This window comes from Acetobacter sacchari, from assembly GCF_017377715.1.
Classification (GTDB): Bacteria; Pseudomonadota; Alphaproteobacteria; order Acetobacterales; family Acetobacteraceae; genus Acetobacter; species Acetobacter sacchari.
The window spans coordinates 1-22,741 of sequence record NZ_JAFVMF010000024.1; the positions used below are offsets into that span (position 1 = coordinate 1).

At 58.7% G+C, this 22,741-nt stretch carries 33 protein-coding genes; 27 read left to right on the forward strand and 6 right to left on the reverse strand.

Annotation, left to right across the window (positions count from 1 at the left end; all coding sequences use genetic code 11):
- Window positions 1-26: 26 nt before the first annotated feature.
- On the reverse strand, window positions 27-464 hold the full coding sequence (locus J2D73_RS21295; RefSeq protein WP_207883304.1) for a DUF4435 domain-containing protein: 438 nt from the start codon (window positions 462-464) through the stop codon (window positions 27-29).
- Between the two features lie 10 nt (window positions 465-474).
- On the reverse strand, window positions 475-1,767 hold the full coding sequence (locus J2D73_RS17110; RefSeq protein ID WP_207883306.1) for an AAA family ATPase: 1,293 nt from the start codon (window positions 1,765-1,767) through the stop codon (window positions 475-477).
- A gap of 776 nt (window positions 1,768-2,543) precedes the next feature.
- On the opposite strand from J2D73_RS17110, the gene J2D73_RS17115 reads away from it, so the two are divergent.
- Complete coding sequence (locus tag J2D73_RS17115; protein ID WP_207883308.1) at window positions 2,544-3,209, forward strand: hypothetical protein; 666 nt, start codon at window positions 2,544-2,546, stop codon at window positions 3,207-3,209.
- A 144-nt stretch (window positions 3,210-3,353) separates the two neighbouring features.
- Here the strand turns inward: J2D73_RS17115 and J2D73_RS17120 are convergent, their stop codons facing one another.
- Both J2D73_RS17120 and J2D73_RS17125 read right to left on the reverse strand, forming a co-directional pair.
- Window positions 3,354-3,575 carry a hypothetical protein gene (locus tag J2D73_RS17120; RefSeq protein WP_207883407.1) on the reverse strand — a complete coding sequence of 74 codons (222 nt, stop codon included), beginning with the start codon at window positions 3,573-3,575 and terminating at the stop codon, window positions 3,354-3,356.
- Window positions 3,572-3,871: a hypothetical protein gene (locus tag J2D73_RS17125; protein WP_207883310.1), complete on the reverse strand. Its 300-nt coding sequence runs from the start codon at window positions 3,869-3,871 to the stop codon at window positions 3,572-3,574. Before J2D73_RS17125 ends, J2D73_RS17120 begins: the two co-directional genes overlap by 4 nt.
- Window positions 3,872-4,141: 270 nt before the next feature.
- Here J2D73_RS17125 and J2D73_RS17130 point away from each other — a divergent pair, with 270 nt between their 5' ends.
- Entirely contained in the window at window positions 4,142-4,969 is an 828-nt protein-coding gene (locus J2D73_RS17130; RefSeq protein ID WP_207883312.1) for a 3'-5' exonuclease, read from the forward strand.
- Here the strand turns inward: J2D73_RS17130 and J2D73_RS17135 are convergent.
- Complete coding sequence (locus J2D73_RS17135; protein WP_207883314.1) at window positions 4,944-5,258, reverse strand: helix-turn-helix domain-containing protein; 315 nt, start codon at window positions 5,256-5,258, stop codon at window positions 4,944-4,946. The genes J2D73_RS17130 and J2D73_RS17135 overlap by 26 nt on opposite strands.
- Window positions 5,259-5,349: 91 nt before the next feature.
- Between J2D73_RS17135 and J2D73_RS21190 the strand changes: the two genes are divergently transcribed.
- Together J2D73_RS21190 and J2D73_RS17145 are read left to right on the forward strand one after the other, a co-directional pair.
- The gene (locus J2D73_RS21190) at window positions 5,350-5,631 is read left to right on the forward strand and encodes a Cro/CI family transcriptional regulator (RefSeq protein WP_207883316.1); all 282 of its coding nucleotides are present in this window, start codon (window positions 5,350-5,352) and stop codon (window positions 5,629-5,631) included.
- Window positions 5,615-6,100, forward strand: coding sequence for a hypothetical protein (locus J2D73_RS17145; RefSeq protein ID WP_207883318.1), 486 nt, complete (start codon window positions 5,615-5,617; stop codon window positions 6,098-6,100). Before J2D73_RS21190 ends, J2D73_RS17145 begins: the two co-directional genes overlap by 17 nt.
- 77 nt (window positions 6,101-6,177) lie before the next feature.
- Here the strand turns inward: J2D73_RS17145 and J2D73_RS17150 are convergent, their stop codons facing one another.
- Window positions 6,178-6,432 (reverse strand): hypothetical protein, encoded by a 255-nt coding sequence (locus J2D73_RS17150; protein ID WP_207883320.1) that lies wholly within the window; start codon window positions 6,430-6,432, stop codon window positions 6,178-6,180.
- A 97-nt stretch (window positions 6,433-6,529) separates the two neighbouring features.
- On the opposite strand from J2D73_RS17150, the gene J2D73_RS17155 reads away from it, so the two are divergent.
- The 23 genes from J2D73_RS17155 (at window position 6,530) to J2D73_RS17265 (ending at window position 22,740) form a co-directional block, all read left to right on the forward strand.
- Window positions 6,530-6,994, forward strand: coding sequence for a hypothetical protein (locus J2D73_RS17155; RefSeq protein WP_207883322.1), 465 nt, complete (start codon window positions 6,530-6,532; stop codon window positions 6,992-6,994).
- The gene (locus J2D73_RS17160) at window positions 6,994-7,197 is read left to right on the forward strand and encodes a hypothetical protein (RefSeq protein ID WP_207883324.1); all 204 of its coding nucleotides are present in this window, start codon (window positions 6,994-6,996) and stop codon (window positions 7,195-7,197) included. The genes J2D73_RS17155 and J2D73_RS17160 overlap by 1 nt, the downstream gene beginning before the upstream one ends.
- On the forward strand, window positions 7,181-7,369 hold the full coding sequence (locus tag J2D73_RS17165) for a hypothetical protein (protein ID WP_026399003.1): 189 nt from the start codon (window positions 7,181-7,183) through the stop codon (window positions 7,367-7,369). The genes J2D73_RS17160 and J2D73_RS17165 overlap by 17 nt, the downstream gene beginning before the upstream one ends.
- A 1-nt stretch (window position 7,370) precedes the next feature.
- Window positions 7,371-7,802 (forward strand): helix-turn-helix domain-containing protein, encoded by a 432-nt coding sequence (locus J2D73_RS17170; protein ID WP_207883326.1) that lies wholly within the window; start codon window positions 7,371-7,373, stop codon window positions 7,800-7,802.
- Window positions 7,803-7,808: 6 nt separating this feature from the next.
- Window positions 7,809-9,338, forward strand: coding sequence for a replicative DNA helicase (locus tag J2D73_RS17175; RefSeq protein ID WP_207883328.1), 1,530 nt, complete (start codon window positions 7,809-7,811; stop codon window positions 9,336-9,338).
- A complete protein-coding gene (locus tag J2D73_RS17180; RefSeq protein ID WP_207883330.1) occupies window positions 9,335-9,622 on the forward strand; it encodes a hypothetical protein in 288 nt (95 codons plus the stop codon). The genes J2D73_RS17175 and J2D73_RS17180 overlap by 4 nt, the downstream gene beginning before the upstream one ends.
- 1 nt (window position 9,623) lies before the next feature.
- A complete protein-coding gene (locus tag J2D73_RS17185; protein WP_207883332.1) occupies window positions 9,624-10,568 on the forward strand; it encodes a hypothetical protein in 945 nt (314 codons plus the stop codon).
- Window positions 10,565-11,044 (forward strand): DUF6362 family protein, encoded by a 480-nt coding sequence (locus tag J2D73_RS17190; RefSeq protein WP_243430059.1) that lies wholly within the window; start codon window positions 10,565-10,567, stop codon window positions 11,042-11,044. Before J2D73_RS17185 ends, J2D73_RS17190 begins: the two co-directional genes overlap by 4 nt.
- 200 nt (window positions 11,045-11,244) lie before the next feature.
- Window positions 11,245-11,577 (forward strand): GrlR family regulatory protein, encoded by a 333-nt coding sequence (locus J2D73_RS17195; RefSeq protein ID WP_207883334.1) that lies wholly within the window; start codon window positions 11,245-11,247, stop codon window positions 11,575-11,577.
- A 154-nt stretch (window positions 11,578-11,731) separates the two neighbouring features.
- Window positions 11,732-12,055 (forward strand): HNH endonuclease signature motif containing protein, encoded by a 324-nt coding sequence (locus J2D73_RS17200; RefSeq protein WP_243430060.1) that lies wholly within the window; start codon window positions 11,732-11,734, stop codon window positions 12,053-12,055.
- A 158-nt stretch (window positions 12,056-12,213) separates the two neighbouring features.
- Window positions 12,214-12,513 carry a hypothetical protein gene (locus J2D73_RS17205; protein WP_207883338.1) on the forward strand — a complete coding sequence of 100 codons (300 nt, stop codon included), beginning with the start codon at window positions 12,214-12,216 and terminating at the stop codon, window positions 12,511-12,513.
- 7 nt (window positions 12,514-12,520) lie between these two features.
- The gene (locus tag J2D73_RS17210) at window positions 12,521-14,260 is read left to right on the forward strand and encodes a terminase large subunit (RefSeq protein ID WP_243430061.1); all 1,740 of its coding nucleotides are present in this window, start codon (window positions 12,521-12,523) and stop codon (window positions 14,258-14,260) included.
- The gene (locus J2D73_RS17215; protein WP_207883340.1) at window positions 14,257-15,582 is read left to right on the forward strand and encodes a phage portal protein; all 1,326 of its coding nucleotides are present in this window, start codon (window positions 14,257-14,259) and stop codon (window positions 15,580-15,582) included. Before J2D73_RS17210 ends, J2D73_RS17215 begins: the two co-directional genes overlap by 4 nt.
- Window positions 15,575-16,405, forward strand: a complete 831-nt coding sequence (locus J2D73_RS17220; protein WP_207883342.1) for an HK97 family phage prohead protease — start codon at window positions 15,575-15,577, stop codon at window positions 16,403-16,405. Before J2D73_RS17215 ends, J2D73_RS17220 begins: the two co-directional genes overlap by 8 nt.
- 94 nt (window positions 16,406-16,499) lie before the next feature.
- Window positions 16,500-17,732, forward strand: a complete 1,233-nt coding sequence (locus J2D73_RS17225) for a phage major capsid protein (protein WP_207883344.1) — start codon at window positions 16,500-16,502, stop codon at window positions 17,730-17,732.
- A gap of 18 nt (window positions 17,733-17,750) precedes the next feature.
- On the forward strand, window positions 17,751-18,410 hold the full coding sequence (locus J2D73_RS17230) for a phage head-tail connector protein (RefSeq protein WP_207883346.1): 660 nt from the start codon (window positions 17,751-17,753) through the stop codon (window positions 18,408-18,410).
- Window positions 18,407-18,730, forward strand: coding sequence for a hypothetical protein (locus J2D73_RS17235; protein ID WP_207883348.1), 324 nt, complete (start codon window positions 18,407-18,409; stop codon window positions 18,728-18,730). Before J2D73_RS17230 ends, J2D73_RS17235 begins: the two co-directional genes overlap by 4 nt.
- Complete coding sequence (locus J2D73_RS17240) at window positions 18,730-19,170, forward strand: hypothetical protein (protein ID WP_207883350.1); 441 nt, start codon at window positions 18,730-18,732, stop codon at window positions 19,168-19,170. The genes J2D73_RS17235 and J2D73_RS17240 overlap by 1 nt, the downstream gene beginning before the upstream one ends.
- Window positions 19,171-19,448: 278 nt before the next feature.
- Complete coding sequence (locus J2D73_RS17245) at window positions 19,449-19,916, forward strand: hypothetical protein (RefSeq protein WP_207883352.1); 468 nt, start codon at window positions 19,449-19,451, stop codon at window positions 19,914-19,916.
- A gap of 66 nt (window positions 19,917-19,982) precedes the next feature.
- Complete coding sequence (locus J2D73_RS17250; RefSeq protein WP_243430062.1) at window positions 19,983-21,194, forward strand: phage tail tube protein; 1,212 nt, start codon at window positions 19,983-19,985, stop codon at window positions 21,192-21,194.
- A gap of 64 nt (window positions 21,195-21,258) precedes the next feature.
- Window positions 21,259-21,696, forward strand: coding sequence for a hypothetical protein (locus J2D73_RS17255; protein ID WP_207883356.1), 438 nt, complete (start codon window positions 21,259-21,261; stop codon window positions 21,694-21,696).
- 38 nt (window positions 21,697-21,734) lie between these two features.
- Complete coding sequence (locus J2D73_RS17260) at window positions 21,735-22,097, forward strand: hypothetical protein (RefSeq protein ID WP_243430063.1); 363 nt, start codon at window positions 21,735-21,737, stop codon at window positions 22,095-22,097.
- Between the two features lie 4 nt (window positions 22,098-22,101).
- Window positions 22,102-22,740, forward strand: a complete 639-nt coding sequence (locus tag J2D73_RS17265; RefSeq protein WP_207883358.1) for an HK97 gp10 family phage protein — start codon at window positions 22,102-22,104, stop codon at window positions 22,738-22,740.
- Window position 22,741 lies beyond the last annotated feature (1 nt).

The window sequence follows — 22,741 nt, forward strand, 5'->3', positions numbered from 1 at the left end:
GGCGCCAATCTCATGCGCAGAAATGCTCACCCGTGATTTTCCAAACAGGCTCTTATATCGTCTCTCTTTTCTGTAGGGCATGATTCAACAATCACTTCTATGAGTGCGCTTTCTTGTATAAGAAAGTTCTCAATACAGAATTTGTTCAAATAAAAAACATTACTTATAGTCTCTTTTTTGTGGAGGAGATCGTCGAAATCCTTGTCAACAATGTAGACTCTATTAGGTAATGAAGCGTTTGCACTGTCTCGCGCATGAACAATGATATTAGACTTCCCTCCAAGGGGAAAAATTTTATCAAACCGCAACGAGGGAAATATTTTTCGTAATATCTCGTAATACAAATTTTCTTTGTCTTGGTCCTCCACATAGAAATTAAAATTATTATAATTTCTGTAAAAAATATCTGCGGCAGCTAGACCGCCTGCGCTCCTCTGAGGAAAAGCCGACTCATGGTTATCCATACCGAATACCTCAGAAAAATACGCAAGAAAGTCTTCTGCCAGCGACAATTTCTGGTGAATGAGTTGCTATAAATATTTGTGCATTTTTGGGGCATAGTTTCAAAAAAGAATTCATGAATTCCGTTTGCCATTTAGGGTGTAGAGATAATTCCGGCTCATCCACGATAAAGACCGAGCGTTCAGATGCTTCAAAGGCAATCAGTGCGAATAAAATGATAATTTGAGTTTCTCCAGAGGATAGTTTGCTAATTTGCCTGCTAAGTGTGTGTGGTGTTGATGCCTTTATATCGGTGAAGGCAAGCATGCCGGTATTATCATCAGCAACAATATTTTTTCCGCTATCTTTCAGAAACTCATTAACCGAATTTAGATATGCTTTTATTTGCGAGAAAGCGCGCGCATTTCCCTGCTCAAATGTAGCAAAAGCGCGGGCAAGTTTGTCAACTTTTAAAAACTGAGACTGAACTAAATTCATTACTTTATCAGACGTTTCAGTGCTATTTTCAACTTCTTTTTGTAGCTGCCTAAAATAAGTAAAGAAACGTTGAACTAATATTTCAACATTCTGGTCCGGAATTGAGGCAGATAGATAGCCTTTGACCTTCTCTTCGAGTTGTTCCGTGCTTTCCGCAGGCAGAAAAAATCCATGCCCGAGTATTTCGTCATTCAGTGGACTGTCCAATGCAGCAAGGATTATTTCAGATTTAAGTGTGGCATCATTTATGCGTGCAGCCTGTCGATACTCTGCGTATTTATCAGCAAAAATTCTTTGAACATACTCTATTGGAGTTGTGGGCCTTTTGGTTTGACGTACTCGTGACGATGACGGTCTGTCGAGGTAAACCTCGTCTTCAATTTCTGCGGTAATAGTCCTCTCAAGAGAAACTATTGTCGGGTTTTTTATACTCTTTATAAAATTCCAAGCTTTTAATTCGTGTTTTTCTGGACTTAGGTTTTTGTAGTAGGTTTCAGCATCTCTGGTTATTAGTCCCTGCCTCAGAGAAACGGAAATAGGCTCATAAAAATCAGCGTCACTTTGGAGATAGATCACAACTTGGACGTCGCTTCGATCTGCAGAGATCACATAAACTATGCTATTGAGCTCTATCGTGAGCGAAAGTTGCTCGTAAGGCACGGTCGCAAGTTTGCCTAAATTGAGCGTGAGCAACCAATCAATAACGCTGAGCGCGCTTGTCTTCCCGCTTCCATTTATACCAACTAAAATATTTAAGTCAGAAAAAAATTTCAGATTGAGATTTAGTGTGCCATAAAGTTTTCTGGTGGTTAGATAAATAAGGCGCATTCTAGATCGCTTTCGTAAATTGGAGACGATATTGGCCGATCAATATTGATTACCCATCTCATGGAAGCTCTTTGGGGGAACAGTCTTGCGCGTTCATCCGATCACTATGTAGATACGAACACGACCCTATCAGGTTAATTGCATGGTCGTAAAGTAACCCCATAGAAACTGGCCCGCATAGTGGTTACGCCATATTCATGTGAAGGTGTCTTGTTGCATGACGGTATATATGCACCTTTCGTATGACTGTGTTGCCGGCTGGGTCAGTTAATTGGACGCCTTCTGTCTAATTCTACGACTGTGGTTGAGTGCGGCGGCGTTTTCTAGGGTGTCTTTATTTTTTGCGTGAGTGATGATGCGTGTCTGTAAGCGAGCATCAGTTAGGCGGACTGCTATCTGAGGCCATTTGCAACCCGGGGCCTTCCTTGTCTCCCGCGGCGGTCACCCCAAACTCGCCGGGCGAGGCGGCAGATGCTCGATGTGTTGACTGGCTAGCGCCGCACCCTGATCTCCTGATACGACGAAGACGCGCCCATATCGTGAGCGGTCCACAGAGCGTCGTTCTCACGCGCCGTTGAGTGCGGGGTACAAAAAGGGGGCGGTTGGGTCACCGCGCATATTGGCGCCTTCGTGGAAGGCAGTTGTCTATCCGCAATTGACTGCAATCGCGCATACGCTGGACTTATAATGATTTCGTTGACATATCGGGATGTCATGTAAATAATCCGACGCGAAAGAGTTTCGTACAATCGGGTTTGTTGAAATTACGAGTTGTCATGCCAGATGAAGAAAATGTTGCTCAAGATTTTGATCGGTTCTTGCAGAACTGCAGAATTGACGGGAAGGATAGAAGCTTTTCTACAGCGCTTTCAGGGCAAGATGTATTTCTTGCCGATCAGATGATTTGCAACAACTTAAGTTTTTGTCTTGTTGAATTCAAAGGAGTTCCATCAGACATCTTCCATGAGAGTCGAAAAAATCTGCGGAGGCTTCTGTGCCAAGAGTTTGCGAATGACGATACACTGCTAGACTATCATAGCCTATGTCATCACATAGCGTGGTACGAACATTCGAATATTTTATTAGATATATATTCGAACCAAGTTTGTAATAGTCGCGTTTTTAAGAAATCTGATTGCGCTGTTGAGAAGATTAACTTGATCGGAGGTCGTCCCATAACATGTAAAGACTATGTCAGAAATCTTATCGAGACTGAAAGCGGAGTGGGATTAAACCCAGAAGCTTTCCAATATTACATTGATAAGCTCTACGAATTGGCTGGAACGGAATCGAGTGAGCTTAGGCTCCTTGCTTCCGATCCAGGTGTAGGTGTCTTCGAGCGGCGCTATTTTTCTACTGTCAAAGACCTTCACGATTGGTACAAAGAATTTTATGCCATCAATTTTCCAAAAATTTCACCCTATCAAGGACCTACGCCATAAAACAATTTCACTGAAAAAAATCTCTAAAGACGGCAAGGGTGGGGCGTAGATGTAGGCTTTCTTTAGATAAGATTACTCGCTTTAATGATCAACATGAAGGGCGAGAGCAGCCTCGAATTTCTGCCGCGACGCCCCCCCCCCCCTTCAAAACCCCGGCACCACCCGCGGCCGCCCCCGCCGCGCGCCACTGGCCGCAGGCATAGCCGCCCACCGCTTCACCGTCTCCGCATCCCATCGCGGTCGTCCGAGCCCCGCCACTCGCGGCGGCAGTCGCTCCGGGTGCTGGCTCACTAGCCGCCGCACCGTGCTCTCCTGATACCGCAAAAACTCCGCCAACTCGCGCGAAGTCCACAATGAATCGCTCATGGCCGTCCTCCCGGAAAACGAATCACGTTAGATGGAAGCTCGCCTTTTGCATCCTCAAGCGCGGTCATGAAGGGCAACAGGTAGGCTTCCATTTCCTCTTCGATCGCCGCCGCGTGGTCACCATACATCGCGGCGTCGCGAGCGTTCGCGCGGTCCAAAGCTGCGCGCTCGCTCTGACGCAACCATAGCGCTTGCTGGCGTAGTTCGATCGCTCGGACCTGTAAGGCTGGAGGTAATCTGGAGAGCATTGGTGACAGCGGACACGGCACAAAGAAGCTATTTTGAGTGTTTTGCATTTATCAGTTCCCCTCGGAGAATTATCGCTTTCCGGCGAGTGTGTGCGCTGGATTCTCTTCGTCGTGGTTCCGACGAACTAATCTTGATGTTGATGACTTTTCTTTAGAGACCCTAGACAACTGGGGGCATGGCTTGCTCCATCGCGGATATCGATAAAAGAAATTAGCCATAAGCTAATTAACTCTGCAAGCAAAAATTAGCCATAAGCTAATTCCCTTTGGTAATATTCTTGTAACAGCGTGCGATTGAATGAAACGGAGCCGTTTGAGTTGATCTGGATTTTGGCCGTCGTATCTATCTTTCTTAGCTTAGCTGTCGGGGGAAGGCGGGGAAGGGTATCTTCGCCTCGCCGCAAGGATAGCGGGCGACCCCCCGCTCATCTTCGACCTGCTTCAGGTAAGATCCGAATTCAATCTGATCTTGGGTCACGTGCGCCGCTGACATTGCGATATGTCGAAAAACCTCTATTCATTGATGTGGAAACCACAGGACTACATAGCACCGATCGAATAGTCACTCTGGCAATGATAAAACTAATATCACGTCATGGATGTAGTATAAAAATTAGCACAAGTCATTTTATATTTGATCCAATGAAAAAATCTCATCCAGAGGCGGAGAAAGTGCATGGAATAGATGATTGGGTTCTTCGTCACCAGCAAATATTTCTTGAAAAAATAGAAGAAATAAAATCCATAATTTCGGATTGTGACGCGATAGTGTGCCACAATTCAGATTTCGATTTGAAATTTCTCAAAGCAGAGTTTGAAAAGTGTGGTAGTGAATTTCCAAATATAGAAACCCAATGCACTATGCGGGAGGCTCAAGCCCAAGGGCAGTATCCTGCATCATTGGCTTCTTGTGCAGCGCGTATCGGATTTCGTCTCGATAGAATCAATCACGATGCAGCTCAAGATGCCTACTTGTGTGCGGCTATTTGGTGCCGAGCGTTCGGAATAGTATTGCCGACCGATTATGCGACAACAAAAATCCCATACGAAAACATTTTAGAAGTGCCTGAAAGGCCAAGTAATCTCCCTAGAAGAGATAATAAGAAAAAATTACATAACGTTAGGAAGACGATGACTTCAGTATAGTGATGACGGCATCTTTAATTTTTTGATCAGCGGAGCGGAATAGTCTTACAAGCTCGTTTATGTCGTCTACTTCTGGCGTATTAAGATCAATATCTTTTCCTAGAAGAATATAGTCGGAACTCACTTTATAGAGCCTTGCCAACCCGGGTATCCTTTCCCTACTTGGCTTTTTCTTTCCCTTTTCCCATTCCGAAATTGTCGGAATAGATACATCAAGAGCGGCAGCCACCTCAGCTTGGCTCAGTGTGGCGTGTTCTCGCAATGTTCTCAAGCGCTCGGCCATGGTCATTATGACGTGATTGCACATTTTTTTTGTGTCGTATTTTCCTGAGGCTAATTTTCCCTTGCGTCGCATATTAGCTGGTGGCTAATTTGTAGATATGAGAGCAAAAGCGACTGCAAGAGCGATTGATGCGGCTGGGGGAGTGTCCGCCCTCGCCAGGCGGGTAGGGATTTCTGCTCCCTCGGTCTGTAGGTGGACCCACATTCCCGCAACGCGTGTCATTGCTGTTGAGCGTGTGACCGGGATACCCCGCGCCGAGTTGAGGCCTGACCTGTACGACCACGGACTGAACGGTGAGTACAGGGACAGAGCGGTAGATTGGCTAGACGAAAGCGCTTGTACAAAACCCCCACAGGTGAAGCATGAACACTGCTCATAGCGGTCACACTGGCGCGTGCTTTTCGCGTCGTCATTCGGAAACGCTCCGTTTCGAGCTTTACCGCCTGTCGCAACAGCGCCAGTGGGCGAGCGACGACGCGCTGTTCTCGCATCTTGAGCGCGCGCTTGAGTGGGTGGCGGAAGGGGGCGGTTGCGCCGGGGCGGCCTGCGCCGTCCAGCGCGCTCTGCCCCGGCGGGATTTCGCGCGGGGCGGACGGCCGCGTCGTCCTCTGCCTGCGGCTGGCGCGCCGGATGCGGCGGAGGTTCAGCCTGAACCGCAGGCGCTCTCCCTTGGCGCGCTGCTGATCGCGCGGGGTTACGCGAAGAACGAGCGTGGGGCGTTGCGGCTGATTGCGGAGAGCCGTGTTGAGGTGGAGGGCGTGCAGCCGGGCGATCTGTCGTTCGATCTGCCGGTCCGGGGCGCGGATGTCGTGACGGTGCGGGGTGCGGTTGTGAAGGGGGAGGGCTGACCTGATGCCGATCCCCTCGGTCAAAACCGCCGCCAAGGAAGCGGTGAAGCGCTGTGATGCTCTGTCGCCGGGCGATCTCAATTCATTGGTGAGCCGGAGATGGATGAAAGAGCAGCTTGTGCCGCATTTTTCAGTGCGTCCGCGATCTCCATCGCCTGTAATGGCGTCATCAAAAATTGGTCGATTTTGTCGCCGTGCTCAAGATATTTGGCGGCGGTTGCTGACTCCAGTTTCAGGAATATTATTGTTTGTGCGGCGATTGATGTTGAGAACGCTGTTATGTTGCTCGCGTCGACAGTTCCATCTTGTTTCAGTTTCACGCCTTCAGACATTCGAATCGTCCTCTAAGGTTAATTGTAGCTCCATGATGGACGAAGCAGGCGGGGCCGCCAACGGCTCCGCCTGCGCCTCTGCGAGAGGTCTGGCCTGATGCCGATCCCCTCGATCAAGACCGCAACAAAGGAAGCCGTGAGGCGCTGCGGCGGTCTGGACGCTGCGGCTTGCGTCGTGCGCGTCGGGAAATCCAACCTGTCGGACTACGGCAATCGTGACCGCCCGCATATCGTGCCTGTCGATGTCGCGATCATGCTCGATCTGTGCGCGCAGGCGCCGCTGATCCTGTCCGCCATGGCGCACGCCGAAGGCTATATGCTCGTGCCGACGCAGTTCGGGGAAGGCCATCTGCCGCGCGACATGCAGCGCTTTACCGAGGAAACGTCCGACGCGATCCGCAAGGGGTTCGAGATTCTGGAAGATGGCGTCGTCGATGTGCATGAGGCGCAGGCGATGCTGGCGCATATGCAGCGGGTCAAGAGCGTGGCCGAGCATATCGCCGCCGGGATGACGAAGATCATCGCCGGAACGCGGCCGCATATTGTGGCGGCGTCGGCGTAATGACGCGGGAATCATGCGACTGGATCACGATTGATCCGATCCTGCGCCATCTGGCCAATTGCGGCGTCAGCGTTGCGATGCAGGCGCGCAGGCTCGGCGTTTCGGAGCGCGCGATCTATCAGCGCCGCACCATTCTTGGCCTCACCCGTAAACAGCGCGAAAAGCGCGATGCAAGGAGAGCGGCCCATGCCCACGCCGCGTAAGTTCGGCGCGCGCCCGCGCAAACATCCGTATTCGATCCCGCGCCGGGAACTGGACCCGGCGGCGCTGCGTGCAAGCCATCGCGTCCCGGCCGATCTGGGGCGGCAGGTCCGCACGTCCAGCGGCATGACGATCATCCGCGTTGGCCGCATGCGGCGCATGAGGGCGTTGTGACATGACGGAAGAGCTGATCCACCCGAAGGATTTTTACAGAAAACTGAATACGGCGATCCGCGCGGCGGGCGGCGTGACGGCTTTCGCGCGGGCGCACGGCGTCAGTCCGCGCAAGGTTTACGATGCGCAGGACGGCGCGCGGTATCATGAAGAGGTTGCGCGGGCGCTTGGTCTGGCGGTGACGGTGCGTTATCCGGTGATCGCCGATCCGAAGACGCTGGTCGCGGGCAAGGTCGTTTACGAAAAACTGAATAGTTTTATCCGTGCGAGCAAAAGCCAGCGTGCCGCCGCCGAAGAACTTGGCGTGAGCGTCTCGCATCTGAGCAACATCGTGAACGCGCGGCGCGGGCTTGCCCCGGTTCTGGCGCATCTGGGCTTCATGGCGCCGCTGACGCGCTTCGCGCCGCTTGCGCGCCCCGTGAAGGACGCGTGATCCGCCATGTCCGACGAAGGTCTTTTTACGAACGCGTTCCGGGCGCTGCCTGAGAACGTGGCGGCGGAGCAGTCGCTGCTCGGCGCCATCCTGACGAACAACAAAGCGTTCCAGCTCGTGGACGACATCTGCGAGCCGGAGCATTTCGCCGTTCCGATTCATGGCCGTATCTTCGAGGTCTGTCGCAAGCTGGTGCATCAGAACGTCGAGGCCAGCCCGATTACGGTCAGGCCGCATATCGACGGCGACGTTCTGCTTGGGCGCCAGTCCTCGGGCGAGGTTCTGGGCGCGTTGCTGCGGGCGATGGTGGGCATCATCAACGCGCGGGATTACGCCGCCGCCGTGCGCGACGCGTGGTTGCGGCGGCGGCTGTTCAGGGCGTGTTCGGAGACGCTTGATCTGTGCTGCCGTCCGGGCGACGCGTCGGCGTCCGACATTGTTGACGGTCTGGAAAGCAGTTTGCTGGCGCTGGCGCGCGGCATGGCGGAAGAAATGCCCACGGTCAGCCTTGAAGCGTCGATCGAGGCCGCGCGGCTGAACGCGCTGGAGGCCTCGGCGCGCGGCACGGGTCTGGCGGGCGCGTCATGGGGGTATCGCGCGCTGGACCGCATGACGGGCGGGCTGCTGCCGACGGCGATCTACGTGCTGGGCGCGCGCCCCGCCATGGGCAAGACGTCGCTGGGGTTCGGCATCGCCACGCGATCGGCGGCGGCGGGCAGTTCGGTGCTGTTCTGGTCGGGCGAGATGAAGGCGGAGCAGCTTGGCGCGCGCGCTGGCGCCGCCTGGGCGAACCTGTCGACGCAGTCGGTGTTCACCGGGCGTCGTTACGATATTCCGGAAGACGTCGAGACGGGCGAGCGCGAGCCTTTGTCGGACTGGCAGTGGCGCGATCTGGAAGCCGGGGAGCGCGCGGCGGCGGGCCTGTCGCTGGAGATCGACAGCCAGCCTGCGATCACCGTGGCCCGGCTGCGCTCTCGCGCCCGTCGCATGGCGCGCAGCCGCAAGGGGCTGGATCTGATCGTCGTCGATTATATCTCGCTGATGTCGTCGGGTTCGGAACGCGCCGACATGAGCCCGTATGAGCGGATCACGCTGGTCTCCCGACAGATCAAGCAGCTGGCGCTGGAGTTGCAGATCCCGATCATCGTTCTGGCGCAGCTTAACCGCGAGAACGAGCGGCGCGAGGACAAGCGGCCGCAGCTTGCGGATCTGCGTGACTCCGGCGCGGTGGAGCAGGACGCGGACGTCGTGCTGTTCCTGCATCGCGAGCATTATTACCTCAAGAAAATGGCCGATGGCGGCCTTGCGCGGAAAGAGAAGGAAGCCGCCGAGGACTACGCCAATCGCTGCAGCGCCATGGCGCAACGGGTGAGCATGTCCGAGGGCAGGGCGGACGTGATCTTCGCCAAGAACCGGCAGGGGCCGACCGGCACGTGCCCGCTTCGCTTCACCGATCACACGACCTGGTTCCGCGATGCGCATGAGGACGAGTTGAGTCCGGCGTGGCTGCGCCCTGACATGATGGAGGCGGCATGAGTCCGAAACAGCAACGCTATGGCCGCCATGTCCGGGCGGTGATGCTGGACCAGCGCTGGGCGCTGCTGCCGCTCGCCGCCCGCGCCGCGTGGCTGCAGCTGACCGATATCGCCGACGTAATGCCGGAGCTTCGCCAGCCGGGCGCCGGGCGTGCGGTGTCGCGTGACGAACTGATCCGGCTTCTGTCGGCGCGCGGCGACGAACTGGACGGAGCGCTCGCGCATCTGGTCGAGCGGCAGATCGTCGAGAAATTGTCCCATGGGTTTCGATTGAAGGCGTATTGAGATGGCCCGGATAAACCGTGAAGCGAAGCTGCTGGACATGGGCGGCGACATACGGCTGCAGGCCCTCGGGTTTGCGGCCGTTGGCATATGGCTCGCGCTGATCAACCTGATCCGCGAGCTTGGCGTCGACGACGTGGTGACGTTTGGCATGGGCCGGGCGCCGTCGCTGGCGGACGTTGCGCGCATTCGGTTTCAGATGGATGAAACCGAACTGGAAACCCATTTGAAAACCCAAAGTGAAACCCAGTTGATTACCTGGGACGCGGCGACGCGCACGCTGGGATACGGGCCGGATCAGCAGGCCAGTCGGCGCACGCTGGCGAACCGGGCGAACGGCGCAAAGGGCGGGCGACCGCGAAAAAATCAGGTCACAGAGAGAAGCGATCCGGCCCAGCGGCATCTGCCGCCGATGGCCATTGCGGGAGGCGTGAGCGTGAAAGAGAAAGCCAAAACGGAAACCCAAACCGGCGCGTCGGTTTCCCTAGCTAAGCTAGCTCATACTGAAAGTATAAAAGCTGTAGCTATAGCTCGGGAACCGACGAAGGCCGAGATTGACGCGGCGTATCACCGCATCGGCCCCAAGGCGTTCGAAGCCGCCGGGTTCGATCTGGCCCGCGACAGGGGTGATTACCACGTGGCGCGCCAATGGGCGGCGGACGGGCTGCAGCGCGGCATGACGGCGGATCAGATCGAGCAGGTCGTGGTCGAGACCGTGGAAACCGTGACTGCGCGTGAGCGTGGCGCCGGGCGAGTGCCTCCGCACATGGGATATTTCAAACCTGCTGTGGCGCAGGCGATCGAGCGGTTTGACGTTCATGCGCCGCGTAAGGTGGCGGATCATCTGGCGCAGGATGCGTGGCAGAAGGCCATGGGCGAGTGGATGCGTTCGGGTGGGAAGGGGCCGCAGCCGCAGCTGGTGGAGTTTAGCGGTGCGCGCGCCGCATGATGGCGGTCGATGGCTCGATGACAGGCGCGGAAATGGTCGTGTGGATTGAGCAGCGTCTGCTCGATGCGGCCTGCACGTTGGCGGCGCTTCCGGCGCATGGTCTGCGCCCGTCCAGCAAGGGCGCGTCGTGGGGCGATACGCTCATGGAGCTCGAAGATCTGTTGACGTTGACAGGATCGGACGTGATCCGTCCGGTCATCCCGTCTGCCGCTGCAATCAGTCAGATGGATGAAGCGCTGGAGTGGGTGTCGTGGATCACGGACGCCGGGCAACGCCGTGTCGTGCTTTTCTGGATGATGGTTCATCCGATCAGCCGTCGTCATCTTTTCAGCTGGCGTGACATAGGATCGCGAATGAGCGTGAGCCATGTCACCGCTAAACGCTGGCATTCCAGTGGGTTAGCGGTGATCACCAGAAAAATCTTCGGCCAGGTCAATTTTCCCCTTTCCAAATGTTCCAAAATGCAGTGTTTTTAGGACCATCATCAGGGGTCGTGCAGCCAGACGGTTGCCCGGCCTTTTTTGTTTGACGATTGCATAGTTTGGAAACACGACGGCATGGTCCACTAGAGCTGGTCAGGTGAGTTTCTGTGAATTAGGTTTACGTGCGGGGGTAACTTTTTGGTCTTCTCGCACCTCAAAATACTTTCCGTTTTGATCATCGAAAGGAACAGCAAATGCCTCTTGCAGAGGGTCTATACCACATTCGGTTTCATACACGGTTGGGTGAAGGTAGCGGCGCTGCATATTTGCATGACGGGCAAGTGCATGGTGGCGACACTACAATGGCGTATGTTGGATCATACAGTCTTGATGGCGATAATATAAAAGCAGAGATTAAAACTTTTCCATACAATAATAAATTATCTGGAAATTCAGTTTTTGGAGTAGATCGAGCTGTTATAAATCTCGAAGGAAAAAGATATGGAAATTTAATTGATCTTGAGGGAAGCTCTGAGCAGGCTCCGGGTGTTAAAATGCGTGCAGCCATGGAATATATAGACGATTGATTTTGATCACATAGATGGCTCATCGACGTTTTTGAGCTCTGGGCTGAGTTTATCTGGATGATTCTAATATCTGGATGAACTCGGGAGAAGGTTTCCCCTCCGTAAAGCTACGACGTTAGCTATCGTAAAGCCATTTTATTTGGAGATGCGCGGGATGCGGCCACGTTTGACCTGCGTCGCTTCTGTGGTGCGTTCAATCGACACCCGCATCGCGGTCCCGCCGCCCAAGCGTGCTGACGCCTTCTACCTTTCTAAGCCGTGGCGCGATCTCATGCGTCGCCTGATCGAGAAGCGAGGACGTTCCTGCGAGAAATGCGGACGGACCGGAACGCGCCTGTTTGGCGATCACGTCCATGAACTGAAAGACGGCGGCGCTCCGCTCGATCCGTCGAACGTCCAGCTGCTTTGCGGGTCGTGCCACACGACCAAGACGGCGCGAGCCCGCGCGATCAGAACTGCGATTGTCGAAAAACCATGAAAATCGGCTGATTTCTGCGGTTTACGTGGACTCTGCCTGACCGGGTGGGGGCGGTGCGAAAGTCTGGGCCGGATCGGGGGCGCTAACCGCGCCAGTCTCACGCGCAGATTTTTCGCCTGTGTTTGAAAACAATCAATTTATTCAAAAGGGGATAGGTCATGGCGCGCGGTGGAGCCCGTCCGGGTGCCGGCCGGAAAAAGAAGACGCAGACCACCGAGGAATGGAACGGGCCGGTCATCGCCGATTATTCGACTTTGACGCCCCTGGAGTTCTGGAAGGCGGTCCTGCGTGATCCTCGAGCGCCGTTTGAATTGCGTGCGATGGCGGCGGACAAGGCAGGTCCTTTCATGCATGCGAAGCCTGCGCCCATTGCGACGGGCCAGGGAGACTTGGGGGATATGCCTGGGGCCGGGAGTAAATGGGAACGGGCCATGTCGCCTGACCGAACAATGAACTGAGGGGCGTATGCTGAATCTGAGCAGGCCAGACTGGGAAAGTCGGTTGCGCGAGGGGCAATCGCTGCTGCCGCAGATCCAGCCGGTTAATCCTGCGTTGGCAAGACAGGCTGTTGAAATTTTCGATATGCTCTGCATCCCGGATGTGATCGGGCAGCCTACGTTCGGTGAGGCCGCTGGGGACTGGTTCCGAGACGTTGTCCGAATGTTGTTTGGGGCGCTCGATCCGGCGACCAATGAGCGACAGATCCGCGAATTATTCCTTCTTGTTCCGAAGAAGAACTCAAAAACGACTAATGGCGCTGCGTTGATGATGACGGCGCTGATGGTCAATCAGCGGCCAAACGCGGAATTTCTGATCGTGGCGCCGACGAAAGAGATTGCTTTTCTCGCGTTCAACCAGGCGTCCGGTATGGTCCGGGCGGACCGAGAACTGCTCGGGATGTTCCATATTCAGGAGAACCAGAAGCGGCTGACGCTGAAGCGAAGCGGTGCGACTTTGAGCGTGAAGGCGTTCTCGAAAGAGGTGATGACCGGCGTCAAACCGGCGGGCGTTCTTGTTGACGAGGAACACGTCATTGCCCTGAACGCCGACGCGGGCGACGTGATGGGACAGATCCGGGGAGGCATGATCAGCCAGCCGGAAGCGTTTCTTGCAATCATTACGACTCAGAGTGACAAACCGCCGCGTGGCTGTTTTCGAGAGGATCTTCTGCAGGCCCGGGCGATCCGTGATGGGAAATCGCACCGGCAAGGCGACGACGGCGAGACGCAAGTGGCGGTCGGAACTGGGATTTTGCCGGTAATCTACGAGTTTCCGGACAGGCTTCAGAAGCCTGCGCTGATCGGTGATCTCGCGGCGTGGGAAGACCCTTCAGTCTGGCCAATGGTCCTGCCTAATCTCGGGCGGTCGATTACAATTCATCGACTACAGCAGGAATATGAAACGGCTCGCGGCAAGGGAATTGCCGAACTGTCCCGTTGGGCCTCGCAGCATCTGAATGTCGAGATCGGCCTTGCGCTCCGTTCTGACCGCTGGGTCGGCGCGGATTACTGGGTGGGCGCAGGCGAGGACACCCTGACGCTGGAGGAGGTTCTCGCCCGCGCCGAGGTCGTGGTCGCAGGGATCGACGGCGGCGGGCTGGACGACCTGCTGTCACTGGTTGTGCTGGGGCGCGACGCGACGACGCAGGAATGGCTGCACTGGCAGAAAAGCTGGGTGTTCGAGGGCGTGCTTTCGCTTCGCAAGAAAGAGGCCAGCGTCATGCGCGATTTTCAGACGCAGGGCGATCTGGCGATCGTGTCGGAGCCGGGAGACGACATCGAGCAGCTGGCCGACGTGCTGGAGGTTGTCGACGCCGGGGGCGGCCTCGCCCAGGTGGGGCTTGATCCGCAGGGCGTGGGCGCCATCGTCGACGCGCTGGCCGTGCGCGGCATCGGGCGCGACCGCGTCGTGGGCGTCTCGCAGGGCTGGACGCTGTCGGGCGCCATCAAGACGGCGGAGCGCAAGCTCGCTGACGGCACGTTCCGGCACGGCGCGCGGCCGATCATGGCGTGGGCGGCGTCCAACGCGAAGGTTGAGCCGAGAGGCAACGCGATCATCATCACGAAGCAGGCGGCGGGAAACCTCAAGATCGACCCGCTGATGGCGACCTTCAACGCCGTGACCCTGATGTCGCGTAACCCGGGTCCGCCGGGCGGCGGCGGAAAGGTCGAGGATTTTCTTAGAACCGGGATCATCGCGGTATGACTATCCGTAAGGCCTTCGGGGCCATGTTCTTCAAGGCGGCGAACGTCATGGCGCTGGCGACGACGGGCGTCAGCCTGACGGATCTGCGTCTGGGCGCGTTTCTGGCGGGCGGGCCGACCTTTTCCGGTCAGACGGTGACGGTCGACGCGGCGATCCAGCTGGATACGGTCTGGGCGTGCGTGCGGCTGCTGTCGGAGACGATCGCGTCGCTGCCGCTCAAGCTATACGAGCGGCAGCCGAACGAGACGTCGATCGTCGCCCGTAACCACCCGCTGTTTTCGGTTCTGGCGACGTCTCCCAACGCGGATATGACGCCGATCGAGTTCTGGGGAACCATGATCGCGTGCCTTGTGACGTGGGGCAACGCGTTCGGGCAGGTGATGCGGCGCGGCGACGGGTCGGTGATCGCCATCAACCCGCTGCGCCCGGATCGCATGACGGTCAGGCGCGATCCGAACAGCGGCGCGCTGACCTACACCTATGCGTGGCAGGGCAAGTATCTGGTTCTCGCCGAGGCGGATATTTTCCACATCAAGGGTTTTTCGTTCGATGGTCTGCTGGGGCTGTCGCCGATCTCTGTCGGGCGCCAGTCCATCGGCACGGCGCTGGCGGCGGAGCAGACGGCGGGCAAGACGTTCAAGAATGGCCTTTTGACGCAAAGCTATATCTCGGCTCCCGACTACCTCAAGGAGCCGGAGAAAGAGCGCGCGAAAGCCATTCTCGCGGACTACGCGGGCGCCATCAACGCAGGCAAGACGCCGCTGCTGGAGGGAGGCTGGAAAGTGGAATCCATCGGCCTCAACCCGGAAGACATGCAACTGCTGCAGACACGCGGTTTCAACGTCGAGACGCTGTGTCGCTGGTTCGCGGTTCCGCCGGTCATGATTGGCAGGATGGAGAAATCCACCGCGTGGGGCTCCGGGCTGGAGCAGATGAACCTCTGGTTTTTGCAATATGGCCTGATGCCGTGGCTGATCCGGATCGAGCAGGCGATAACGCGGTGTTTGTTGAGTCCGGCCGATCGCCTGCGTTTCTACGCGAAGCACAACGTCGACGCACTGATGCGCGGGGATACGGCAGCGCGGACTGCGTTCTATGTCGCAGGTCTGCAGAACGGTTTCGTGACTGCGAATGAAGTTCGCGCGAAGGAAAACCTGCCGCCGGCCCCGGACGGAAACGTCCTGTGCGTGCAGGCGCAGATGATCCCGCGCGCCGATATCGGCAAGGCGGCGGTGCAGCCGACGCTCAAGCCTGTCGCAGGCGGCCAGCCGCCGCCCGATCCGCCACAACCCGACTCAACAGGGAGCGAAGACGATGATTGACGGCGATTACCTTGCCGCGCCGTTCGAGGTGAAGTTCGCACCTGGCGCGACAGACGGAACGTTCGAGGGTTACGGCAGCGTGTTTAACAACACGGACGCTCACGGCGACGTGGTGCTGCCGGGAGCGTTCGCGGACTCTCTCGCGGAGAGGAAGTCGCAGGGGCGCGGCATTGCGATGCACGTCATGCACGGATTTCTCGGCGGCGACGGCCTGCCCGCCGGCGTCTGGACGGACGCCTCGGAAGACAGCCACGGCCTGCACCTCAAGGGCAAGCTCTCAGGGATGGACACCGATTATGGAAAGCGCCTTTACGGGCTTGTGAAAGACGGCGCGCTGAGCGGGCTTTCGATCGGCTTTTCCGTGCCTGACGGCGGCGCGATCAAGGGGACGCAGGTCGGAGAGCCCCGGCGCCAGCTCAAGCGGGTGAACCTGCATGAGGTCAGTCTGGTCGACGATCCGTCGAATGCGATGGCGCGGGTCACGGACATGAAGCGCCGTCTCGCCGCGCCGGAGCTGCGGTCTACGATCACGCCCGCGAAAGCGACCGACGCCGTCGCCGCAGCGATTCAGCTGCATCAGTCCGCGCTGGTCGGTGGTGACTCGCCGACGCAGGATGAGCGCGACGCCCTGTTGCAGCACCTGCAGGCGGCGCATGAGGCGCTGACCGGCGCGCCGCTCGCGCTCGACGCCAAGGCTGCGCCGCTGCGCGAGATACGCGCGGTCGCCGCCGGCATTCTGGAGCTTCTGGGCGCAGCGCCGAGAGCGACGTCGCCTTTCTCGCAATTCGCCAGTCTCGACCTGCCGAATCTGTCGGGTCTCTGAGACGGGGGAAGGACGGCGCGCCGCGTCGTCCGGGTTTCACTTTCAATGTTTCACGCAAGGGCGCTTCGGCGCCCTTTTTTCATGGGAAAACGGGATGTCCACCGAAAACGAATACAAGCAGGCTGTGGCGGATCTGAAAACGGCGACGGATCAGGTCAGGCAGTTCGCCGAGACGGCGAAAACGGAGATGAAGAATCTCGGCGAGATGACCCGCGAGACGAAGCAGTCGGCGGACAAGGCCCTGACGGAAATGAACGCGCTGGCGGCGCGCGTGACGGAGATGGAGCAGAAGGGCGCGCGCGCTGGCGGCGGCGAGCAGATCGAGACGCGCTCGCTCGGCCAGCGCTTTGTCGCCGACGACAACATCAAGGCGGCGATGGCCGAGGGCGACCGCTGGAAAGGTCGCCTGTCTGTGGACCTGAAGAGCATTACGTCGGGCAGCACGACGGGCGCGTCCGGAACGACCGGGCTTGTGGTCGCCGATCGCCAGCCCGGAATCGTGCAGGTCGTACCGAACCGCCAGCTGGTGATCCGTGATCTGCTGATGCCTGGGTCGACCAGTTCGAGCGCGATCGACTACGTCCGGGAAACCGGGTTTACGAACAACGCCGCCGCAGTCGCGGAAAACCCGACCACGCCGAAACCCCAGTCCGATCTCACGTTCGATCTGCAAAACCTGCCTGTTCGCACCATCGCCCACTGGGTTCTGGCGTCGAAGCAGATCCTCGCCGACGCGCCCATGCTGGCCAGCTACATTGACGGGCGTCTGCGCTACGGTCTCGCCTTTGTCGAAGACACACAGCTTCTGAGCGGCGACGGGACCGGTCAGAACCTGAAAGGTCTGATGACGCAGGCGACCGCGTATGCGCAGCCTGCGGGCGTCACCGTCAAAAACGAGACCATGATCGACCGCCTGCGCCTGGCCATGCTGCAGTCGACGCTGGCGCTCTTCCCGGCGACGGGCCACATTCTCAACCCGACCGACTGGGCGTCGATCGAGCTGACGAAAGATGGCCAGCAGCGCTATGTCTTCGCGAACCCGACCGGCGTCGCCGGACCGGTGCTGTGGGGGCTTCCCGTGGCGCAGAGCCTCGCCATGGCGGCGGGCGGCTTCATGACGGGCGCTTTCCGCTACGCGGCGCAGATCTTCGACCGCGAGGACGCGACGGTGACGATCTCGACCGAAGATCGCGACAACTTCGTCAAGAACATGGTCACGATCCTTGCGGAAGAGCGGCTTGCGCTGGCGGTGTATCGCCCCGAGGCGCTGATCAAGGGATCGTTCGCGGATCTGACCACGACGGCCGCCGCCGGCGGCGGCTCGTAACGGTCGGGAGGTCGGACCATGAGGCGGACAACGCCAGTCGGTCCGCCTGCGCCGGATGCGCCGCTGGCGTCTCTGGCCGACCTCAAGGCGGATCTAGGGATTTCTGACGCGTCGCAGGACGCAAGGCTTGCGCTGCTGCTGCAGGACGCGTCGTCCATGGCGCTCGTCTATGTCGGGCGTCCGCTGATCGACCGGGCATGGTGCGACGTGATCGAACTGGGGTGCGAGGCGCGCCAGTCGGATTTCGTTCTGGGCCGTTACCCTGTGTCGGCCGTCACGGGGCTTACGATCGGCGCTACGGCGCTCGACGTGGACACGGTTGCGGCGCTGGCGATCAATCCCGAGGCGGGCATCCTCTACCCGCCCGACGATGGATCTGCGCGTTGCTGGATGGCGGCGCGCTACGTCGTGACCTATCGGGCCGGTTACACGCTCGACAGCGTCACGGCGGACGGGACCACCGTTGTTCGCGGCACGCTGCCAGCCTCGATCCAGCGTGCGGTTCGCCTGACGGCTGCGGCGCTGTGGCACGCGACGGGGCGCGATCCGCTGCTCAAATCCGAAAGCGAGCAGGGCGTCGGGTCGACCAGCTGGGACACGTCCGCAGCGGCGACCGGCGGCATGCCGCAGGCGGCGGCGGACATTCTCGACGCGTATCGCCCGGCGGGCGTGGCATGACGTGGCGCACGGAGCGGCGACGACGTCAGATCGCCGACAAAGGGCGCATGATGCGCCTCATGCGGGCGGATCAGTCGCAGAGCGTCAGCGTCATGGCCTACGCCCCGCCGCCGCAGGCCTCCCAGCTGGCGGACGGCGTCGCAAGGGCTCCGTTCGTGGCGCAGATCGGGGCTGATGAGGTCACGGCGGCCGCTTACATGCCGAAACCGCGCGACAGGGTCGAGGACGGTCCGAAAACATACACGCTCACGGATGCGACGCCCGTCTATGACGGCCCGACCATCTGCGGGTGGACGCTGATCGCCGCAGGAGGGAACTGATGATATCCGCAACTGTGTGGAGCGACGCCTATGCGCGCGCGTCCGCTGTCGCGGCGCGGATGGGACTTCCGCTGATCGACCCGCTGCGGCAGACGATCGGAGACCTTCCGGACGCTTTCTGGGCGTTTCCGGTCGGCGCCGCTTCGTCTGACCGCATGGGCGCAGGAGACGCGGAGAACGAGGAGACCGGCCAGATCCTGCTGGTCCTGATGATCCCGGTCGGGTCCATGAGCACGCCCGATGCGCTCACGCATTGTCAGGCGATGTCTGCGGCGTTTCGCGCGCCGGTCGGAAATCCGTCGACGCCGCTTCCAAATGGCCTTGTCTATGACGGGCAGGATTTCGATCCGCCTGACCTCAACGAAACAGGGAACCGATACGCGATGACCCTGAGGGTTGCCTATCGCTTTCAAAGTGCCCTGATCCGTCAGGCAGAATAGCGAAAACCCCACCGGGTGAAGACGGCGGGGTTTTCTGTTTCACCACCCACGGGGGCTGAGTGATGAACTGGAAAGACTATAAACAAATTCTTCGTTTGGTACAAGAAATTAGAGAGATGACGTCAATGCGTTTTCTTGTCATCGCGCTTTTGTGCGCCGGATGGGAGGTCGCCTATCTGCTGCACGGTCCACCCATGTCCGAACTGATCCACATTTTGGCCGGGAACTGACAGTCCCCGCCACACACGGCATGTCCAAAGCATTATGGAGACGACATCGTGAAATTCTTTGCTCTGATCGAGACCGCAGCCGGATCTGGTCAATACGCGCTTGGCGCGTCGGTTATTGAAGCCGACAGCACAGGCGCCGCACTGGCGCTGATCACGGCAGGCGTTGGCGCGGGCCTGCGCTACGGCGCGTGGCCCTATCGCGAATTGCGGGGCCTTCCGGCCTTTGCAGCCCCTGCGACTGATGAGGTGGGCAAAGCCTATACCGTTCTTGCGCAGGCGACGGGCGCGGATCAGCTGTTCGTCGCAGACGGACAGACCCTGACGTCGACGCTGTGCGACGCATCCAACCTTTGCCTGTCGATGCAGGCCTATATGGGATTTCGTGTCGGGCTGATGCCCGCCGGCGAGGCACCTGTCGCAAAACCGTCGACGTCCGGCGGCTCAACAGACGCCGGCACGCCAGACGCGGGTTCCCCGGCCAGCGGAGCCTCAGGCAACGACGACGCCAAAGGCTGACGATTTCAATCTCTCCTGATCCCGAAACAGGGCCGCCTCGTGCGGCCTTTTTTTATGAGGTTATTCATGGCGACTTACACCGGAGCGACATCCGGCCTCGCAGCGGGCGTGCAGACGAACGACACCAGTCTGGATTTCGCGCTTGAAACGACATACGGGACGGCCCCCGGCGGCAATTATCAGGCCTTGCGCTTTACCAGCGAGACGCTGGCCCGACAGGACAGCACGTCACGTCCGGACGAGATCAACGCCGTCAGGGAAGTGTCGCAATCCGTGCTGACGCAGGTCTCGGCGTCAGGCACGATCTCGGGACCGCTGGCGACGGGGTGCTTCGACGATTTCCTCGCGGGCGTGATGGGTAATGATGGAAAGGCGCTGACACTCACATCCGGAGGGGCCTATTTCAATTTCAACCCAGACGGCTCGATCACGTCGATGAATTTCTCCAGTGCGGACTATACGAGTCAGCCTCTATATGGGGGTGTCATCATCAATTCCCCGTCTAATGGCTTCAAAAACGTCTATTGCGCGTATTATAAGACCGAAATCGGTTCTTCCACGATTTATACTGCGGACCTTGGACCTGTCGGAAGTGTGCTCAAGTCGAAAGACGGCGATACATTCACTTATGCAAACCTCGTTAACGGCAGCATCGACAAGACGTTTACGGTCCGCAAGAAGTTGCTCAGCGGCTTTCAGATGTTCACGGGCTCGCTGGTCAACCAGATGCAGATCCAGCTGCAACAGGGGCAGTTCGGAAGCGTCAGCGTTGATCTGACCTGCGGAAATATGACGCGCAGCACGACCGACATCGCTGCGGCCGTTCTGCCCGCGCCAACGGGCGTTGTGCATGACTCGATCTCCGGTTTTCTTGGCCTGACGATCAACGGCGTCGCTCCGGTCGGGTGCGTCACGCAGGCGACGATCACGCTCTCGCGCGACGGGGCCGGCAATGATTACGGCATGGGTCACGCCGACGCGTGCGGCGTGCGGTCCGGTTCGTTCATGGCCGCCGGGTCGATCGAGTTCTATTTCCGCAGCTGGGATCAGTTCGATCAACTGGCGGCGGGCACACAGGGGCCGATCGTGATCAAGAGCGTCGACGGCGCGGGCGACGGATACGCTTTCATGTTTTTGAACGCCGCGCTGCGAAACGGAAAAGACCCAATTTCCGGGAAAAACCAGACGGTCAAGGCGACTTTCGACATCGAAGGAAATCCAGCCGCGGGCGGCGGAACATTCGCGATTTTCCCGCTTACGGGAACAGCGGCGAACTGACGCGACGTCAAGGGCGTAACGTTTCTCGATCTTCTTCTACTTTACTCAAAGCGATAGGTATATCATGGCCAGACTCAGCACGTTCACCCGCAACGCCGCCTCGGTCGCCCAGGGTGCACCCGTCGTCGTTGGTCCGGAAGGGGATTCCTTCACGATCACGACGCGCGGTTTTACGGACGCCTATGCCGACCGGCTCTGGTCGCTGCGGCGCACGGCGGCCATCCGCTACAACACGGGTCTGTCGGCGAACGAGACACCCGTCAGCCTTGATGCGCTGCCGCCCTCGATCGAAGATGGCTGCGTCGCGCAGGCGATGGCGGAAAAATGCCTGATCGACGTTTCCGGCCTGAACGGAGACGACGGCGCTCCGGTCACGATCGAGCAGTTTTGCGACCTGATCCAGCATCGTGAGAACCGACCCTTGCTGGCGCTCGCCATGCAGGCGGCGGGCTCGGTCGGGCGCGCGACGAAGGCGCAGCTGGAGAGCGCGGAAAAAAACTGACCGACGCGCTCGTCTGGGCGATCGAGGACGCGCCGCTGGTGGCGCCTTACGGCGATGCGGTCCTCCCGGCGGATCACCCGAACTGGGATGCAGTGGATGCGCAGTCGCGTCGTGTGGACGTGCTGCCCGCGTATCGGCTGCCGTGGCGTTGCTGGCACGAACTGGCCGGGCATCGCCGTCACATGGTCGAGATCTACGGCGGCGGCATGGGCGCGATCCGTGGGGTGTCCCGGCCGCAGCCATTGCCTACGCTTGACGTGCTGGCGTGGTGCGACGCGCAGGATCTCGACGCGGACGAGCGCGATTTTGTGGTCCTGATGGTCAAGGCCATGGACCGGGTTTTTCTGGACCTGCGCGGTCGACAGATCCGCGCCGAGCTGGACCAGATTTTCAGGAAATAGCGATATGGCGGTCAGCGGCACGTTTCAACGCGACATCAGGCTGTTCGTGGACCAGACGCTGTCGCCCGCCGCCCTGTCGCGCCACCTGGCGGAAGCGGCGATCTCGGCGCGCGAGACTGCGATCCTCGCGGGCGACGCCCCTGACAGTTACACGACCTTTGTCGACGGAACGCGCGGCCGCGCCGAGATCGCGGTGCGCCCGGACGGCGTCATTCTTTACGAGTTCAATTACCTGCCGCAGGCGGCGATGTTCTGCGTCGAGGAAGCCATGCGCCGGTCGCCCGCGCGATCTGGACGCTACCGGCGCAGCTGGGCGGTTGTCGTCAATGGCCGGGTCTGGAGCGGCGACCTGTCGCGCATCGCGCCAGGCTCGGAAGTCATGATCGTCAATTCCCAGCCCTATGCGCGCAAGATCGACACGGGCGCCATGCGGACGATCGGTCGCGGCGTGGTCGAGGCGGTGCGTCAGAAGGCGCTGCGCATGTTTCCGACGCTGACGGTCGCGCGCAGGTTCGTCGTCATTCCGCCGGGCCTGATCGACGGCGCGCCATGGATTTTGCGCCGCAGCAAGGGCCGCGCGGGCGATCGGCAGGCCGGTCAGCCCATCACCTATCCCGCAATCGTTCTCACGGAGAAGATCTGAC

Excerpts from the sequence above, each read along its gene's own strand:
- J2D73_RS21295 (WP_207883304.1), bottom strand. The coding sequence starts at position 464 with ATGGATAACCATGAGTCGGCTTTTCCTCAGAGGAGCGCAGGCGGTCTA.
- J2D73_RS17110 (WP_207883306.1), bottom strand. The coding sequence starts at position 1,767 with ATGCGCCTTATTTATCTAACCACCAGAAAACTTTATGGCACACTAAAT.
- J2D73_RS17115 (WP_207883308.1), top strand. The coding sequence starts at position 2,544 with ATGCCAGATGAAGAAAATGTTGCTCAAGATTTTGATCGGTTCTTGCAG.
- J2D73_RS17120 (WP_207883407.1), bottom strand. The coding sequence starts at position 3,575 with ATGAGCGATTCATTGTGGACTTCGCGCGAGTTGGCGGAGTTTTTGCGG.
- J2D73_RS17125 (WP_207883310.1), bottom strand. The coding sequence starts at position 3,871 with ATGCAAAACACTCAAAATAGCTTCTTTGTGCCGTGTCCGCTGTCACCA.
- J2D73_RS17135 (WP_207883314.1), bottom strand. The coding sequence starts at position 5,258 with ATGACCATGGCCGAGCGCTTGAGAACATTGCGAGAACACGCCACACTG.
- J2D73_RS21190 (WP_207883316.1), top strand. The coding sequence starts at position 5,350 with ATGAGAGCAAAAGCGACTGCAAGAGCGATTGATGCGGCTGGGGGAGTG.
- J2D73_RS17145 (WP_207883318.1), top strand. The coding sequence starts at position 5,615 with ATGAACACTGCTCATAGCGGTCACACTGGCGCGTGCTTTTCGCGTCGT.
- J2D73_RS17150 (WP_207883320.1), bottom strand. The coding sequence starts at position 6,432 with ATGTCTGAAGGCGTGAAACTGAAACAAGATGGAACTGTCGACGCGAGC.
- J2D73_RS17155 (WP_207883322.1), top strand. The coding sequence starts at position 6,530 with ATGCCGATCCCCTCGATCAAGACCGCAACAAAGGAAGCCGTGAGGCGC.
- J2D73_RS17160 (WP_207883324.1), top strand. The coding sequence starts at position 6,994 with ATGACGCGGGAATCATGCGACTGGATCACGATTGATCCGATCCTGCGC.
- J2D73_RS17165 (WP_026399003.1), top strand. The coding sequence starts at position 7,181 with ATGCCCACGCCGCGTAAGTTCGGCGCGCGCCCGCGCAAACATCCGTAT.
- J2D73_RS17170 (WP_207883326.1), top strand. The coding sequence starts at position 7,371 with ATGACGGAAGAGCTGATCCACCCGAAGGATTTTTACAGAAAACTGAAT.
- J2D73_RS17175 (WP_207883328.1), top strand. The coding sequence starts at position 7,809 with ATGTCCGACGAAGGTCTTTTTACGAACGCGTTCCGGGCGCTGCCTGAG.
- J2D73_RS17180 (WP_207883330.1), top strand. The coding sequence starts at position 9,335 with ATGAGTCCGAAACAGCAACGCTATGGCCGCCATGTCCGGGCGGTGATG.
- J2D73_RS17185 (WP_207883332.1), top strand. The coding sequence starts at position 9,624 with ATGGCCCGGATAAACCGTGAAGCGAAGCTGCTGGACATGGGCGGCGAC.
- J2D73_RS17190 (WP_243430059.1), top strand. The coding sequence starts at position 10,565 with ATGATGGCGGTCGATGGCTCGATGACAGGCGCGGAAATGGTCGTGTGG.
- J2D73_RS17195 (WP_207883334.1), top strand. The coding sequence starts at position 11,245 with ATGCCTCTTGCAGAGGGTCTATACCACATTCGGTTTCATACACGGTTG.
- J2D73_RS17200 (WP_243430060.1), top strand. The coding sequence starts at position 11,732 with ATGCGGCCACGTTTGACCTGCGTCGCTTCTGTGGTGCGTTCAATCGAC.
- J2D73_RS17205 (WP_207883338.1), top strand. The coding sequence starts at position 12,214 with ATGGCGCGCGGTGGAGCCCGTCCGGGTGCCGGCCGGAAAAAGAAGACG.
- J2D73_RS17210 (WP_243430061.1), top strand. The coding sequence starts at position 12,521 with ATGCTGAATCTGAGCAGGCCAGACTGGGAAAGTCGGTTGCGCGAGGGG.
- J2D73_RS17215 (WP_207883340.1), top strand. The coding sequence starts at position 14,257 with ATGACTATCCGTAAGGCCTTCGGGGCCATGTTCTTCAAGGCGGCGAAC.
- J2D73_RS17220 (WP_207883342.1), top strand. The coding sequence starts at position 15,575 with ATGATTGACGGCGATTACCTTGCCGCGCCGTTCGAGGTGAAGTTCGCA.
- J2D73_RS17225 (WP_207883344.1), top strand. The coding sequence starts at position 16,500 with ATGTCCACCGAAAACGAATACAAGCAGGCTGTGGCGGATCTGAAAACG.
- J2D73_RS17230 (WP_207883346.1), top strand. The coding sequence starts at position 17,751 with ATGAGGCGGACAACGCCAGTCGGTCCGCCTGCGCCGGATGCGCCGCTG.
- J2D73_RS17235 (WP_207883348.1), top strand. The coding sequence starts at position 18,407 with ATGACGTGGCGCACGGAGCGGCGACGACGTCAGATCGCCGACAAAGGG.
- J2D73_RS17240 (WP_207883350.1), top strand. The coding sequence starts at position 18,730 with ATGATATCCGCAACTGTGTGGAGCGACGCCTATGCGCGCGCGTCCGCT.
- J2D73_RS17250 (WP_243430062.1), top strand. The coding sequence starts at position 19,983 with ATGGCGACTTACACCGGAGCGACATCCGGCCTCGCAGCGGGCGTGCAG.
- J2D73_RS17255 (WP_207883356.1), top strand. The coding sequence starts at position 21,259 with ATGGCCAGACTCAGCACGTTCACCCGCAACGCCGCCTCGGTCGCCCAG.
- J2D73_RS17265 (WP_207883358.1), top strand. The coding sequence starts at position 22,102 with ATGGCGGTCAGCGGCACGTTTCAACGCGACATCAGGCTGTTCGTGGAC.